This window comes from Clostridia bacterium (genome assembly GCA_017410375.1).
GTDB lineage: Bacteria > Bacillota > Clostridia > RGIG6154 > RGIG6154 > RGIG6154.
Map to the genome: position 1 here is coordinate 1 of JAFQQW010000067.1, position 16,199 is coordinate 16,199.

At 44.3% G+C, this 16,199-nt stretch carries 14 protein-coding genes; 9 read left to right on the top strand and 5 right to left on the bottom strand.

The window, feature by feature from the left end; genetic code table 11:
• Positions 1-256: 256 nt before the first annotated feature.
• Complete coding sequence (locus tag IJE10_11020) at positions 257-1,561, bottom strand: Gfo/Idh/MocA family oxidoreductase (protein ID MBQ2968635.1); 1,305 nt, start codon at positions 1,559-1,561, stop codon at positions 257-259.
• A gap of 147 nt (positions 1,562-1,708) precedes the next feature.
• On the opposite strand from IJE10_11020, the gene IJE10_11025 reads away from it, so the two are divergent.
• Both IJE10_11025 and IJE10_11030 read left to right on the top strand, forming a co-directional pair.
• Positions 1,709-2,515, top strand: a complete 807-nt coding sequence (locus IJE10_11025) for a helix-turn-helix transcriptional regulator (protein MBQ2968636.1) — start codon at positions 1,709-1,711, stop codon at positions 2,513-2,515.
• A gap of 149 nt (positions 2,516-2,664) precedes the next feature.
• Positions 2,665-3,684, top strand: a complete 1,020-nt coding sequence (locus IJE10_11030) for a hypothetical protein (protein MBQ2968637.1) — start codon at positions 2,665-2,667, stop codon at positions 3,682-3,684.
• Positions 3,685-3,717: 33 nt separating this feature from the next.
• On the opposite strand, the gene IJE10_11035 is transcribed toward IJE10_11030, so the two are convergent.
• On the bottom strand, positions 3,718-4,983 hold the full coding sequence (locus tag IJE10_11035; GenBank protein MBQ2968638.1) for a Gfo/Idh/MocA family oxidoreductase: 1,266 nt from the start codon (positions 4,981-4,983) through the stop codon (positions 3,718-3,720).
• A 108-nt stretch (positions 4,984-5,091) separates the two neighbouring features.
• On the bottom strand, positions 5,092-5,928 hold the full coding sequence (locus IJE10_11040; GenBank protein MBQ2968639.1) for an AraC family transcriptional regulator: 837 nt from the start codon (positions 5,926-5,928) through the stop codon (positions 5,092-5,094).
• A 129-nt stretch (positions 5,929-6,057) separates the two neighbouring features.
• On the opposite strand from IJE10_11040, the gene IJE10_11045 reads away from it, so the two are divergent.
• Genes IJE10_11045 through IJE10_11055 form a run of 3 tightly spaced genes read left to right on the top strand, consistent with a single transcriptional unit; the run spans position 6,058 to position 8,661 of the window.
• Positions 6,058-7,023, top strand: a complete 966-nt coding sequence (locus IJE10_11045; protein ID MBQ2968640.1) for a lactonase family protein — start codon at positions 6,058-6,060, stop codon at positions 7,021-7,023.
• Between the two features lie 4 nt (positions 7,024-7,027).
• Positions 7,028-7,756 (top strand): SDR family oxidoreductase, encoded by a 729-nt coding sequence (locus IJE10_11050; protein ID MBQ2968641.1) that lies wholly within the window; start codon positions 7,028-7,030, stop codon positions 7,754-7,756.
• Positions 7,753-8,661: an RraA family protein gene (locus IJE10_11055; protein MBQ2968642.1), complete on the top strand. Its 909-nt coding sequence runs from the start codon at positions 7,753-7,755 to the stop codon at positions 8,659-8,661. Before IJE10_11050 ends, IJE10_11055 begins: the two co-directional genes overlap by 4 nt.
• Before the next feature lie 68 nt (positions 8,662-8,729).
• Here the strand turns inward: IJE10_11055 and IJE10_11060 are convergent, their stop codons facing one another.
• Both IJE10_11060 and IJE10_11065 read right to left on the bottom strand, forming a co-directional pair.
• Positions 8,730-9,560: an AraC family transcriptional regulator gene (locus IJE10_11060; protein ID MBQ2968643.1), complete on the bottom strand. Its 831-nt coding sequence runs from the start codon at positions 9,558-9,560 to the stop codon at positions 8,730-8,732.
• A gap of 75 nt (positions 9,561-9,635) precedes the next feature.
• A complete protein-coding gene (locus IJE10_11065) occupies positions 9,636-10,166 on the bottom strand; it encodes a helix-turn-helix transcriptional regulator (GenBank protein ID MBQ2968644.1) in 531 nt (176 codons plus the stop codon).
• Between the two features lie 238 nt (positions 10,167-10,404).
• Here IJE10_11065 and recJ point away from each other — a divergent pair, with 238 nt between their 5' ends.
• The 4 genes from recJ (at position 10,405) to IJE10_11085 (ending at position 16,181) form a co-directional block, all read left to right on the top strand.
• The gene (recJ, locus tag IJE10_11070) at positions 10,405-12,099 is read left to right on the top strand and encodes a single-stranded-DNA-specific exonuclease RecJ (protein MBQ2968645.1); all 1,695 of its coding nucleotides are present in this window, start codon (positions 10,405-10,407) and stop codon (positions 12,097-12,099) included.
• Between the two features lie 4 nt (positions 12,100-12,103).
• Positions 12,104-14,323, top strand: a complete 2,220-nt coding sequence (locus IJE10_11075) for a bifunctional (p)ppGpp synthetase/guanosine-3',5'-bis(diphosphate) 3'-pyrophosphohydrolase (GenBank protein ID MBQ2968646.1) — start codon at positions 12,104-12,106, stop codon at positions 14,321-14,323.
• Between the two features lie 14 nt (positions 14,324-14,337).
• A complete protein-coding gene (locus IJE10_11080; protein ID MBQ2968647.1) occupies positions 14,338-15,681 on the top strand; it encodes a glucose-6-phosphate isomerase in 1,344 nt (447 codons plus the stop codon).
• Positions 15,682-15,764: 83 nt separating this feature from the next.
• Entirely contained in the window at positions 15,765-16,181 is a 417-nt protein-coding gene (locus IJE10_11085) for a hypothetical protein (protein MBQ2968648.1), read from the top strand.
• Positions 16,182-16,199: the final 18 nt, after the last annotated feature.

Consider the following 16,199-nt stretch of genomic DNA (forward strand, 5'->3'; position numbering starts at 1 on the left):
AATCCTCGATGGATTCCGCTCCATTCAACATCTGTTCAAACCGGAGATTCTTCGCTTCGCTCAGAATGACAAAAATGCGAACGTAGTGAGCGCTCGTGAAAAGTATTTCCAAGAAAACTTTTCACGAAAAAGGAACAACAGACCGAAAAAAGAGCCGTACAAGAAGTACGGCGAATAAAAAGGTCTTGTTGTGACGATGCGGTAGAACGACTTTTTCGACAGTCTGAAAGGGCTATGCAATGCATAGCCCTTTGTCTTATTTCTTATTACTGCCCTGATTGAGTGCCGCAGTGCGATAGTTACCTTCCTTTTTGGTACATTCAATGTCCCACAATTCTTTCATGTGGTCATACACGGCATCATCAATCTCGGGTGTGCCGGATTTGCAGGTGGGAAGAAGCATAGCACCTGCCACCTTTTCGTCGGTACAAGCGGTGTCGTGTCTCCAAGCATCCCTTTCTTCCTTATTTCGAAGGTTCGGGATGTCTTTGGCTTTACTGCCATCTAAAATAGAGCGATATGCAAACATACCGGGCAGGAACATATCCATAGCTTCGTACACATCAATGATATCAGCCTCTTCGTTCCCTAAGATTTTTTCCACAAAGTTATACATAGAAAGATAATCAGAGCCGCCGTGACCAAAACCTTCCACCTTATCTTTGTCTGCGTGTAACGGTTTCAAATGTTCTGTTTTAACGGCATATTTGCCCGAAAATTCATCAATTTCGGTGGTCAGATTTCCTACATAACCGCCGTTTATGTCTTTTACCGCTTCTCTCCCGCTTTCCATATGTCCTTTTCCGCCATAAATGCTGAACCATACATTATTGGTATAAAGACCGCCGTGAATACTCTTTACAATAGCACCGTTTTCCAATGTTACCATTTCAATACCAAAGGTAGACGATTTAGATCCCATTCGGTGGTGCCGCTCGTTCATACCGCTCTCGATACCGATAACCGAAACCGGTCTTAAGCCTGTAATGTGAATAATCGGGCCTAAAGAATGGGTACAGTAGAATGTGGAATACATCTTGTTTCTCCAATGGTCCTTTTCACCGTAGGTGATGCTGGGCCAGATGGATTCACAGTTGTGGATATATTCCCCTTCGGCGTATTCAATCTCGCCGATTTCTCCTGCCTGATATTTAAGCTTCATTTCATAAGGAGCAGGCATATAGCAGTAGTTTTCACCGTACGCATAAATCATACCCGTTTCTTCTACCGCTTCTACAAGCTCTACCGCTTCTTTCATGGTCTGTACGGGCAAAACCTCGGAAAATACGTGCTTACCCTCTTTCATGGCACGGATAGCAAAGGGTGCATGCTCGTTGGCAAAGTTTGCCAGCACCACCGCATCCATATCATGCTTGATAAAATCCTCAAAATTATCATAAAAGGTGATGTCAAAATCTTTTGCTGCCTCTCTCTGAACTTCCAAAACCTCGGGATTGTTGTCGCAAATAGCAACCACCTCTGCATTGTCTGCGCGCTTACAATAGTTTATCATGCTTGCGCCCCGGTAACCGCCCAGGACACCAATTCTTGCTTTTTTCATGACAAATTCCTCCTTTTGCTTTTAGTGTAGCATAACGAATCATGGCTTTCAATAGATTTTTTCCTTGTATTTGCGGAAAAAAGTCATTTTTTACTTGATTTTCGGAAAAACTTATGCTATACTCCCCTTGAAAGGCAGGTTTTAAGTATGCTGGAAAATATTTGTCATTTTATTCCTCCGCAAAGAGATGTGCATTACATACAACCCGTAAACTTTGTGCTTGAAACAAAACCACAGCCTATAAAGCCGTTAAAGGCAGAGGCTCTTTATAAAATGCACATTGTGCGTTCGGGCACAGGCAAGCTTCACACCCTGGGCAATGTCTGCCCATTAAAAAAAGGCGATGTATTTTTTACATTTCCCGCTTTTCCTTTTTGCATTGAATCGGAAGAGAATTTCAGTTATATGTATATCAGCTTTTTAGGCACAAAGGGCAATCAGATTATGGATATGCTCCGCATTTCGAGCCAGAGTTTTGTTTATTCGGGTGAAGAGGATGTGCTTCCCCTATGGAACGCAGGTCTTTCTGTTCACCCTAAAATGCATACATTCATGTGTGAAAGTCTTTTACTTTACACTTTTTCGCATCTTGCAGGCAAAATTTTAAGCTTTGACAAATCCGTTTCAGGGATTAACCGAACGGCAGAGCTGATTAAAAAATATGTGGATGAAAATTTTCTGGATACGGATTTCTCGCTGGAACAGATTTCCTTAAATCTCTCATACAACAAAAAATACATTTCGGGCGTGTTTAAAAAGGCGTTCGGCGTCGGCATTGCGGAATATGTGAACACGGTACGCATTCAGCATGCCTTAAATTTAATAGAACAGGGCTTTAAAAGCATAAACGATATTGCCTTTTGCTGTGGCTACAAAGACCCCCAGTATTTTTCCAAAGTGTTCAAGCAAAAGCTTAAAATCACACCCGGTGCGTATATTAAACAGAAAAAATAAAAACTTAAAACATTGCAAAAGTTGTTTTTTCACAGTTTAAAACGCAGGTTTGATAGGCAAGATACAATCATTTTCCTCATCTTTTTTAGTGTTTTCTATATTGTTTTTCGTTGTTTGTAACAGTATAATATAAAAAAGGAGTGTTGAACATGGCAAAACTAATCCATATTACAGATTTATATCATCCGCACGCAGACCCGGATGACCATTATGATCTGGCACAGGTTTACGCGCTGTCAGCCCTTGGCTCTGTTGAGCTTGAGCAAGTAATCATTGATTATACCGCTGACGGCAGATGGGGTGACCCTGCCCTTTATTCTGTGTATCAGTTGAACCGCATTTTCGGCAAGAATGTTCATGTTACCTTAGGTGCCGACACAGGTATTTATCGGGGCAAGAAGGAATTATGGCGTGATGCACCGCAAAACAAAGCCTATGCAGCGGACAAAATACTGGAAATTTTATCCCGTTCAACCGAAAAGGTGTATATCACCATTGTGGGCGGATGTCTGGATACAGCCATGGCATTGGAGCGTGGCAGAGAAATTTTCGCACAAAAATGTGCCGGTATTTTCTTAAACGCAGGCAGTTGTGAAGATACCCTTGCCTATCAGGAATACAACGTAACTTTAGGCAGAGTGGAATACCGCACTGTATTTCAGGCACCATGTCCGGTATACTGGAATCCGTGTATGCACAGCCTGCACCCGGACAAAACCCTTTGGGGAAAGAACGCCACTTATTATAAAATTGCACAGCAAAAGGACATTTTTGAAAAAATCCCCACAGACCTGCAAAACTATTTTTACTATATGCTCTCCAAAAACGATGATAAGAGATTCCTTCGTTTTCTGGAGCAGGACAACAGCAAGACTTTAAACGAAAGCTTCGGCAATTTGTTCCGTGCTATGTGGTGCACCGCAGGCATCTTTGAACTTGCAGGCAAAACGGTTACCACAAGCGGCGAAATAACGGAAAAGGACAAATGCGTATCTCCGCTCTATGACTTCAGACCCATTAAAATAGACTGCTCTTCCAAGGGCGAAACGCGGTGGAGCTTTGATGACAGTGTGACCGACCGCTTTATATTTAATGTTCTTGACGAAGAAAAATACGCACCCATGATGACAAAGGCACTTGGCGACCTTTACGCATCTGCATTTAAATAAAAAATCACCGACATACTGTCGGTGATTCTTTTATTATAAGGACTTTTTGAATTCTTCAACATCCACAACCTTGCCGCTTATGCGAGCCTGCTCTGCCGCAAAGGCAATCATATGATTTTTCACCGAAATGCTGATTTCGCTGAGCTGTTCGGTTATTTCACCGGTGGTAAGGTAGTCGTAAAGGGCATTTACGATACCTGCGTCACCGCCGCCATGACCCGATTCAATGGTGTTGCCGTAGGCATTTACATCAATTTCTTCGCGCTGTCTGGTGGCAAAATCAAAAAGGGTAAGATGACCGCCGTCACCCACGTTGAAAATTTCACCCTTTGTACCCATGATGCGGATAAATCTGCCACCCTGGTTGAAGGCACACATATTAAAGTCAACCACGGTTCCGTCTGCAAATTCAAGGTTTACAACCTGATGGTCTACTACGTCATTGTCGCATTTATATACACATTTGCCGTACTGGGTGTTGTGGAGTGCTTCAATAACCTGTTCATCGGTGGGATCTACAATACCGGTTGCCGCATCTCTGAACCATTTGCTGTTTCTTTCATAATACAGCTTTACGGCATTGTAGTAGCAGGTATCTGCATGGGGACAGCCGTCGATGCAGTATTCGGGTGCACCCTCGGGTGCATTGTCTTCTGTAAAATATGTACGGGAGCCAAAAGAACTTACGCGCTTGCAGGGCTGGTCGATTAACCATTGCAAAATATCCATGTCGTGACAGCATTTCTGCAAAAGCATGGTGGAGCTTTTTTCGGAGTTGCCCCAGTTTCCGCGTACAAAGCTGTGGCTCTGGTGCTCGTTGCCTACATTTTCACAATGCTGAATGGACATAATTTTGCCGAGTCTGCCTTCGTTAATAATGCTTTTTAAGGTTGTGTAGAAGGGGGTATAACGCAATACATGGCAAACCAGGATTTTTACGCCATACTTCTTTGCTTCCTGCTCAATTTTAAAACATTCTTCGGCTGTAGGTGCCACGGGCTTTTCCAAAAGCAGGTCATAGCCCTGACGAATCGCTGCGATTGCAGGCTCAAAATGCATTCTGTCCATGGTGGAAATGATGGCAATGTCTGCAAACTTAGGAAGCTTTACAATCTTTTCCCAGGTATCAAAGCAATGCTCGTCTGAGATGTTGTGCTTATTCTTTACATATTCACGACGGCTTTCAATCGGCTCTGCCACGCCGACCACCTGAAACTTATCGGGATACTTAAACATTTCATCGGTATAGCACTGACCTCTGCCACCTGCACCGATTACAATTGCAGTTAACTTTTTCATAATAAACCCTCACTTTTCGTGTTTTCGTAATTCCATTTTAGCATAGCTTAAATTCTAAGTCTATAGCAAAAAAGATATAAAAAATTTGATTTTAGCTACAAAATCCCATTATAAATAGTCTTTTGGCATTTTTCCTGTTACCTTTTTAAAGGCTTTATAAAAATTGGCGGCACTCCGAAATCCGCATTCCTCTGCAATTTCCAGTTTTTTTAAGTTGGTGGTTTTTAAAAGCATAATGGCGCGCTCGACCCGTTTTATGGTAATATAATCCCAGGGTGAGATGCCGTTAAATTTTTTAAAAACGGTGGAAAAGTAGGCTTTACTCATAGCGGCAACTGATGCGATTTCCTCCAAGGACAAATCAGAGGACAGATTCTGCCCGATATAGTCCATGGCAAGGGACAGACAAGCCGTGTTTTGCTCCCTTGGTGTATGCGCCCCCTCTTCATAGCCGAATGCACGTAAAAGTCCAAGCAGAGCGGTATATAAAAGAATGCGGATTTTCAAGGCATAGCCAACATTTTTTTGAATAAGCTCCTGCTCGGCTTCCAGCATAAGACTGCTGACCTGTTTTGCTTCGGCATCCGCCTTTGAAATCCTGACCGGTACATTTTCATCCCGGTTGAAAAACAGCTTCAAAAGCAAGGTTGCTTCGCTGTCCGTACCACTCCACAAGGCTTTCGGCTCAAACTTTACGGTCAACATATCAAACGGTGCATCTCCCATAATTTCGGTAATGCAATGGGGTTCGTTACTGCCGAAAAGCAGGATATCACCTGCCGAAAAAGCATATTCTCTTCCGCCGATAACATAAACGCCCTCCCCCGACAGAATCAGGGAAATTTCGCATTCTGTGTGGTGATGCTCACGGAAATCCCGCTTACCTTTGGGCAAGGCGGTGTGATAAATTTGCATATCGGGCAAACTTTGTCTGTTGTATTGCATGTTCTCCTCCGAAATATAGTAGACAAAAAGCAAAATATATTTGTTGCTTTTATCACCTTGTTATACTATAATAATATCATAAGATACAAAAATGTCAATCAAAATTTCTTAGACAATTGAGGTGACGGAATGAAAAAGCAAGTTTATATTTCCTCCTGCGTACCGGAAGGCGGTATTTACACCTATGAAATTACGCAGGACAAAAGCTTAAAACAAACGGCATTTTTACCCCTTGACCGACCCATGTACACCATTGCAAAAAACAATCGGCTGTATGTGCTTCTGCGCGATCCGTTGCGTAACGGCAACAGCGCATTTTTAAGCTACGAGATTTGTACAGACGGTGCGCTTGAAAATCCGACGCCCTTGCAATCTACGCTCGGCACGGTGGGCTGTCATTTGTGCGTGGATGCAGAAAACGTGTATGTGACCAACTATGTTTCCGGCTCCGTATTCAAAGCACCGGATGTAGTCATTACCCACGAAGGGTGCGGTCCCCATCCGACCCGTCAGGAAAAGGCACACACCCACTTTGTAACCGTTACGCCTGATAACAGATATTTGCTGGTTACCGACCTTGGAATGGACAAGATTTTTGTGTATGATAAACATTTAAAGGCGGTAAATTCTGTGGATGCACCATCGGGCGCAGGGCCGAGACATCTTGTCTTTTCGGAGGACGGAAAGCTTTGCTACTGCGCAGACGAATTAAGCTCTACCGTTTCGGTATACCGCTATGAAAACGGAAGTCTGACCTATCTTTCGTCACATTCTGCGTTGCCTGCGGATTTTAAAGAACAAAACACCACAGCGGCAATTCGATACAAGGATGGCTATTTGTATGTATCCAACCGCGGACACAATTCTATTGTTTGCTTTAAAGCGGTGGGCGAAAATTTAGAATTACAAAGCATCACCGACTGTGGCGGTGTGGGCCCCAGAGATTTCATTCTGACAGACGATTTGCTCATCTGCACCAATGAAAATGACGGCTCTGTTGTTCTTTTTGAGATAGAAAACAATACAAAGCTTATTAAAAAACAAACCGTAAAAGTTCCCGCTGTGCTTTGCGCAACGGTTGTGGAGGTGGAATAAAAGCATGTTTGATTTAAAAGGGAAAACCGCTCTGGTAACCGGTAGCACCCAAGGAATCGGCTTTGCCATTGCCAGATGTCTTGCAGACTATGGTGCAAAGGTCTTTGTGCATGGGGCAAATGATATGGAAAAATGCGAAAAGGCTTCAAGCCAGATTCCAAACAGTGTCCCTGTATGTGCGGATTTATCTGAAAAGGACAGCGCGGAAAAACTGTATAATGCAACGGGCGATGTGGATATTGTCATTGCCAACGCATCGGTGCAATTCCGCACCCCCTGGGACGAAATCGGCGAAGAAGAACTGGAAAAGCAGTTGCAGGTTAATTTTAAAAGCACCTTAAAGCTGTTTCAGCTGTATGGCAAGAAAATGAAGGAAAACCGTTGGGGCAGACTCATTACGGTAGGTAGTGTTCAGCAATACAAGCCCCACAAGGACATGGCGGTATATGCGGCAACCAAGGCGGCACAGATGAATTTAGTGACCAACCTTGCAAAGCAGCTCGCGCCCTTTGGCATTACAGTCAACAACTTAGCACCGGGTGTGATTGCAACCCCCAGAAACGAGGCAGCACTTTCGGATGCGGAATACGCCAAAAAAGTGTACGAAGGCATTCCCATGGGCTATGCAGGAACGGCAGAGGACATGGCAGGGGCGGCGCTTTTGCTTTGCTCGGATGCAGGCAGATACATAACAGGTATTGATTTGGTAGTAGACGGAGGAATGAAACTATGAATTTTAATGTAAGAGAGGAAATTATCGCTTTAACGCCCCAATGGAAGGGCGAAAGACTGCCCGACGGCAGACCGAAGGTGGACGAAAAATATTTAAAGGCATTAAAAACCTTAACCTTAGAGGAAGTGTGGAAGCCCATTTTTGTAAAGGGGTACGAGAGCCAGTTTGAAGGCAGATTGCACACCTTACATGATGACGGCAGGAAATTAATCGGCAGAGCGGTAACTGCCACCTATTGTCCGTTTCGTCCTGACCTTGACGAGGTGACCAAGGATATCGGCAGAAGTGAAGGCAGAACGGGCACCTACAACCAGTGGGTCATTGATAATTTAATGGAATGGGATGTACCCGTTATCGACATGTATGACAAAATTTACAAAGGTACATTTTTAGGTGGCAATCTTACCACCGCGCTGAAAAACAAGACCAAAAACGAAAACGGCGGTGCGGTCATCTGGGGCGGTATCCGCGATACCGAGCAGATGAAAAAAGTAGAAAACACCCAGGTTTACTACCGGGGTATTGACCCGACACCCATCCGCGATTTTATCATGACCGGCTACAACACCGTAACCCGTATCGGCAATGCGGTATGCTTACCCGGAGACGTGGTATTCGGTGCAGGCGGTGGCGTGCTGTTCATCCCCTCTCATCTGGTAGAAGAGGTGGTTGGCGGTGCTGCAAAGACGCAGGTGAAGGATTTGTTTGGCTTTGAAATGATTGCCCAGAACAAATTTACCACCGCACAGATTGACCGCAACACCTGGACAAAAGAAATGTTAGACCTTTTGATGGACTTTATTGAAAAGGATGACAGAGCCGCAGACTACCGCGGTATGGACTGGTCGCTTGAATACGACCTTGCCATCAACGGTGACCCGAACGATACACAAAGTTCGTTATAACAGACAAAAATTGTTTCAATCCTTTAAGTAGCAAAAAACAACAACGCAGAATTTGCGTTGTTGTTTTTTTATTTTGCGTGCTTTTTGCGGTATTCGGAGGGGGTATAGCCGGTTTTCCGTTTGAAAATACGGCAAAAATAAGAGGGTGACTCAAAACCGAAACGGTCGGAAATTTCGTTGACCGGGACAGTGGAGTTCCGAAGTGCTTCTTTGGCTTTTAAAATCAGCTTATTATAGCGGTATTCTTTGGGTGCCATCCCCGAATAGGCTTTAAAAAGGCGGTTGAAGTAATTGGTACTGACCGAGCAGAGTGCGGCAACCTCTGCCACACTTAAGGTCTGGTCGGCATCCTGCTCCATATAGGCAATGCCTTTGGATATAACACCGAACTTGTTTTCCCGCAGACTTTCCTGATGCAACGCACGGCTAAGCTCGGTTAAAACCATCCCCATCAGGGCGTTTACATACATAGGGGTGATTTGAGGCATATGCATAATGCGTGCAATTTCTTTTATATTTTCCAGAACATAAGGGGATGCAAATTCGGTTAGCTTCAATACACTTTTTGCCGGTTTAAACGATGTACCTTCCCTGTCCTTCAGCTCAAAAGCCAGCGAGATGCCTCTGTACGGCACGTCGGGCGTGCTGTTGGAAAAACTGCATTTATAAGGCACATCCTGGGGCAGAAGAACCAAATCTCCTTTTGTGGCGGTAATCGGCTCAAAGCCGGGAACTGTATACACCACGTCACAGTCCAAAACATACACAAGACCGCAAAGCTGACGCCATTTCCCGCGGTTAACATGGCGGTGCCCGTCCCCCCAGACCTGATAATCTGCGCCTTTAACAAACACACTCAAATCCGATACATAAATGTCCTTTAGTTCCACAATCTCCATACCTTAATTTGCACCTCTTTTCCTTTAATTAAATATTGTACACCATTTAAAAGAGGCTGTCAATGCTTTTTAAGGTCAGTCCTGCATGTGCAGTACCGCTTTAATTTCAAAAAGATTTTCATTTAAGCTCCGGATATGTACGGGACTTAGATTGTTCTTACTCTCGGGCAGAAGAATATATGCGTCCTTATGGCGGTATAATTTATAGATACCCGTTTTATCCTCGGCTTTGTAATACACCAGCTTTCCGATTCTGTCTGTGCCACTGACGGGAACCACAAACAAAAAGTCATCCTTACAGACCAAGGGACAAGCAAGCTTTTCGTCTGCCTGCAACGCCAGAAGGGTTTTAAGACATTGGCAAAGTCTGCTTTGTTCAAAAGCTTTATACAGCTTTTTATAGAATCCGCACTCTTCTGTTTCGTCGCCGTAATAAGGAATACCGAAAATGGATGCCAGCTTAAGCATACATTGAAAGCTTGGTGTGCTGGTTCCTGTTTCGTAGTTGGAAATGGTGGTGTTGCTGACACCTAACAAATCAGCCAGTGCCTGTTGTGTCAGTTTTCTTTCCATGCGGTTTTGAAGTATGTATTCCTTAAACGTCATTTTTCTTTCCTTCCCTTTCTTTTGTAAAATTTTGTCTTTCGCAGTGCTTATACACGGATTATACATTAAATTTCTGCATAAGTCAACGGATTTGGTGAAAAAAATACAATTTATGATTTCTTTTTTATAGTGTGCACATCAAAATTCTCTTTTAATATAGAAAATACTTGTATTTTTTATCAAAATCTGCTATAATAGTCTTAATATAGAAAAGTTCAAAAATTTTGAAGGAGGGTTTATGCACAGCAAGTGGGTTTTACGGGAAACGCCGTCTAAAGAGCAGATTGACAGCATGGTGCAAAAAACCGGAGCAAGCCGTTTGGTTGCTGCGGTGTTATGTGTACGCGGTTTCACGGCAGACGAAGCAAAAACCTTTCTTGCAAAGGACAGCACCTCTCTCTTTGACCCTTTCCTGTTTCCCGACATGGAAAAGGCGGTTTTACGCATCAAGCAGGCTATTGCTGCGGATGAAAAAATAACAGTATACGGTGATTATGATGCAGACGGTATTACCGCAAGTGCGCTTTTGGTCAGTTGCTTAAAGAGCATTTCGGCAAATGCCGATTTTTATATCCCGGAACGGGAAAATGAAGGCTACGGCATGAGCAAGACGGCAATAGATACCATTGCCAATGCCGGTTCAACCCTGATTATATCGGTAGACTGCGGTATTACGGCAGTTGAGGAGTGCATATATGCAAAAGAAACAGGCGTAGATGTGATTATCACAGACCATCATGAATGCGGCAAGCAGTTACCCGAGGCGGTGGCAGTCATTAATCCGAAAGTGCTCGCATGTCCCTACCCCGATAAAAACCTTGCAGGGGTCGGCGTTGCCCTAAAACTTTGTCAGGCGTTGCTAAAGGATACGCATTCTTTAGAGCAGGTGGCGCAAAACTATGCCGAGTTTGTGGCTTTGGGCACCATTGCAGACATTGCACCGTTAATTGGCGAAAACCGCGTGCTTTGCGATATGGGCTTAAAAAAGATTCCAAAAAGCGAAAACGCAGGCTTTCAGGCGTTGCTTGCGGTTTCGGATTTGCAAAACAAGACCGTAGATGCCACAAAGGTCGGCTTTCAGCTGGCACCTAAAATCAATGCGGTGGGACGCCTGAGCGATGCCTCTTTGGCGGTAGAGATGTTTTTAAGCGATGACCTTAAAAAAACGCAGGAAATCGCAATAAACCTTGCCGAATGCAATGTAAAACGCCAGAAAATCGAGCAGGAAATTTTAGACGAAGCCGAACAAATGGTGGAGCAGTTCTATAAAGAGGATGCGGTTTTGGTGCTTTGTGACGAAAAATGGCATCACGGCGTGGTGGGCATTGTTGCCTCGCGCCTGACTAAAAAATACAACAAGCCCTGCATTTTAATTTCCCCCGGTGCAGACGGCTATTACAAAGGCTCGGGCAGAAGCTTAGAGGGTTTTTCGCTGTATGATGCATTGTGTGCCTCTTCTGATACTTTAGTGCGGTTTGGCGGGCACGAGCTGGCGGCAGGTATTGTGATTGATTGTAAAAAAGTGGATGCTTTTCGTGAAAGTATAAATGTCTACGCAAAGGAAATACTGGGCGGAAAACCGTTAGCCCCTGTCATTGAGGCAGATTTAGAGCTTCGGGGCAGGCATTTGAATCTGGAAACCGCGAATGCACTTCTCTCGTTAGAGCCATTCGGTGCAGGCAATAAACCGCCTGTATTTACTATAAATAATATGACCGTAAACCGCGTCAGCGCCCTCGGCGCAAACGGACAGCATTTGAAAATGCAGTTGATAAAAGACGGCTTTGCCATAGATGCCATTGCCTTTTCCTTTGCGGATAAGGTGCATTTGACCTACGGTTCGGAGGTAACGGTTATGGCAAACTTAGACATTAACAGCTTCAGAGGTACCGAATCGGTACAGCTGAAAATTATCGATATGAAACAGAGGTGAGAGCATGGACGAACGGTTAACCTATACCGAAGAAGAATTACAACAATTTAACAAACAATTCGACCTTATGGTGGAGGAAATCAAAAAGTATACGCCAAATCCCGATATCGGTCTGGTGCGTGCCGCCTTTGATGAGGCACTTGTTGACCATCAGAATCAGCGCAGAAAATCGGGTGAGCCCTATGTGATTCACCCCTTTGAGGTTGCAAAAACGCTGGTATCGCTGAACATGGACTGCGAGTCCATTGCCGCAGGCTTTTTGCACGATGTAGTAGAAGACACCCCCACAAGCTATGAGGACATCAAGGTAAAATTCGGCGAGGATGTGGCAATGCTGGTAGAGGGTGTGACAAAGCTTGCCAAAATCCCCACCTCCACCAAAGAAGAACAGCAGGTGGAAAATTTAAGAAAAATGTTTCTTGCCATGGCAACCGATGTGCGTGTTATCATCATCAAGCTTGCCGACCGTTTGCACAACATGCGCACCTTAAAAAGCATGTCGGAAGAAAAGCAACGGGAAAAGGCAAAGGAAACCTTAGATGTGTATGCACCCCTTGCCCACCGCCTTGGTATTTCCCGTATCAAGTGGGAATTAGAGGATCTGGCGCTTAAATATCTGGACCCCATTGCATACAAGGAAATTTACGAGAGCATCAAGCAGAAAAAGGGTGAAAGAGACCAGTTTATTGAAGATGTGATGCAGGAAATACGCAACCGCATGGCAGAGCTTGGCGTCCAGGCACAAATTGCGGGCAGAGCAAAGCATTTTTACAGTATTTTCCGCAAAATGTATGCCCAGAACAAGAGCATTGAAGAAATTTATGACCTGTTTGCGGTACGCATTATTGTGGACAATATCACCGAATGCTACGCGGCGCTCGGTGCTGTGCATGAAATGTATAAGCCCATCCCCGGGCGTTTTAAAGACTATATTGCCATGCCCAAGCCCAACATGTATCAGTCCCTGCACACCACCGTTTTAGGCAAAAACGGCTATCCCTTTGAGGTACAAATCCGTACCTGGGATATGCACAGAACTGCTGAGTTCGGTATCGCGGCACACTGGAAATACAAAGAGGGCAGCAAAGACAACACCATGGACAATAAGCTGGAATGGATTCGTCAGATGCTGGACATTCAAAACGAGCTTTCGGACACCGACGATTTCATGAAGACTTTAAAAATCGATATGTTCTCGGATGAAGTATTTGTATTTACGCCAAAGGGAAAAGTAATCAGCCTGCCTGCAGGCGCCTGCCCCATCGACTTTGCCTACGCCATTCACAGTGCCATAGGCAACAAGATGGTCGGTGCCAAAATCAACGGCAAAATCGTACCCATTGACCAGCAGCTGCAAAACGGGGATATCATTGAAATTTTAACCACAACCACCGCAAGAGGACCCAGCAAGGACTGGTTAAAGATTGTTAAAACCTCACAGGCACGAAGTAAAATCAATCAGTGGTTTAAATTAAACTTCAGAGATGAAAACATTCAGAAAGGTAAGGAACTGGTGGACAAGGAAGTCCGTCGCCGTGAATTGCCCAACATGAATGCTTTTAAAGAAGAGTTTGCCGAGAACATGATGCGTCGGTACGGTATCAAATCGGTGGACGATATGTATGCCACCATCGGCTTTGAAGGACCTTTGGCAAATAAAATTGTTAGAAAGCTCAAGGACGAGCTGGATAAGGTGTCGGAAGCGATTAAGCCTGCAGAGCCTTTAACGCAGGAAGAAGAAAAACCAAAACCGGCACCCAAAAAGCCTTCCGGTAACGGCATTGTGGTCAAGGGCATCGACAACTGTCTGGTACGCCTTTCCAAGTGCTGTAACCCTGTCCCGGGCGACAGCATTGTAGGCTACATTACCCGTGGCAGAGGTGTTTCGGTGCATCGGGCAGACTGCTCAAATGTAACCGGCGCAAGCGAGGAAGAAAAGAGCAGACTCATTGAGGTTGCCTGGGAAGCAGGTGCAAAGGATGGCTCGTATACCGCCGACCTCCGCATTGCCGCCATCGAACGGAACGGCTTGCTGTTTGAAATTATGGCAGAACTCTCCAATCTTAAGGTTTCGGTTTCTGCCGTAAACGCAAGGGTCACAAAGGATGAGGTTTCCATCATCGAAATTTCCATCGGTATTACCGACAGTGAACAGATTTTAGTTGTCATGAACAAGCTGAAAAAGATTTCAGGCGTGTTTGAAATAAAAAGAACCAATCACTAAGGAGGAGTTAAGGTATGTTAAAACTCGATTACACACAAACCAATTGGGCTGTAAAGGCACACGAATTGGAAAACTTGAAGGAAGCTGTAAAGCTTGCACACAAAACATTGCATGAAGGCACAGGTGCCGGCAATGATTTCTTAGGCTGGATTAACCTGCCCGAAAACTATGACAAGGAAGAATTTGCACGCATCAAAAAGGCGGCAGAAAAAATCAGAAGCGACAGTGAAGTTTTGATTGTTATCGGTATCGGCGGTTCTTACCTTGGTGCAAAGGCTGCTCTTGAAATGTTAGGCCACTGCTTTGGCAGTCAGCTCACCAAAGAACAGAGAAAAGCTCCCCAGATTTATTTTGCGGGCAATTCCATCAGTTCCACCTATCTTTGCGACCTGATTGAAGCAGTGGAAGGCAAAGATTTCTCGGTAAATATCATTTCCAAATCCGGTACCACCACAGAGCCTGCGGTTGCATTCCGTGTATTCCGCGACATGCTGGAAAAGAAGTATGGCAAGGAAGAAGCAAGAAAGAGAATTTATGCAACCACCGACAAGGCTCGCGGTGCTTTAAAGGCACTTTCTGATGAAGAAGGCTATGAAAGCTTTGTAATTCCGGATGATGTTGGCGGCAGATTCTCTGTACTGACTGCAGTTGGCTTACTCCCCATTGCTGTATCGGGTGCTGACATTGACACCATCATGAAGGGTGCGCAGGATGCATTAAAGGATTTTGATAACGAAAACCTCGACGAAAACATCTGCTATCAGTATGCAGCTGTTCGTAATGCACTTTACAGAAAGGGTTATACCACCGAAATCATGGTGAACTACGAACCCTATATGCACTATTTCTCCGAATGGTGGAAACAGCTTTACGGTGAATCCGAGGGCAAAGACAACAAAGGTCTGTTCCCGGCTTCGGTTGACTTTTCTACCGACCTGCATTCCATGGGTCAGTACATACAGGACGGCAGACGCGGTCTATTTGAAACAGTTATCAATATTGAAGCACCCAAAAAGGACATCACTTTGGGTGAAGACAAGGACAACATTGACGGTTTGAACTTCCTTGCGGGCAAAACCCTTGATTATGTAAACAAAAAGGCTTTCCAGGGTACGGTTTTAGCACACGTTTCGGGCGGTGTGCCGAACATGGTGGTTTCCATTGACAAAGCAGATGAATACCACTTTGGTTACATGGTATACTTCTTTGAAAAGGCATGCGGCTTAAGCGGTTATCTTTTAGGGGTAAATCCCTTTGATCAGCCGGGTGTTGAAGAGTACAAAAAGAACATGTTTGCACTTCTCGGCAAGCCCGGATATGAAGACCTGAAAGAAAAATTGGAAAATAAATTAAAATAATTAAAAAACTACTTGAAATTTCTCTCCAAATATAGTATGATATATATAAAGATAGAGATTTAAAATACAAGGAGGAATGAATTATGATTAAAGTAATTATTGGTAAGAAGGGTACAGGCAAAACCAAGTACATGATTGACGAGGTTAACTTGGCTGTTAAGAACGAACCGGGCTGCCTGGTTTTCGTCAGCAAGGGTGACCGTTTGATGTATGACTTGGCGCATAACGTTCGTTATGTGAACACACAGGAATTTGATGTAGAAAACTACGACGAATTTTATGGATTCCTTTGCGGTATCATTTCCAACAACTTTGATATTTCCCACATTTTTATTGATAGCATCTGGAAGATTGTTGACAGTGAAGAAGCCGGCTTCGAAGCGTTCTTGAAACAGCTCGGTGCCATTGGCGAGAAGTTTAACATTCATTTCTCTATTTCTATCTCGGCAGATAAGAGTGAGGCTCCGGAATATCTGGTTCCCTATTTAGTTGAAGTTTAATCAAAAAAACGCTTGCCC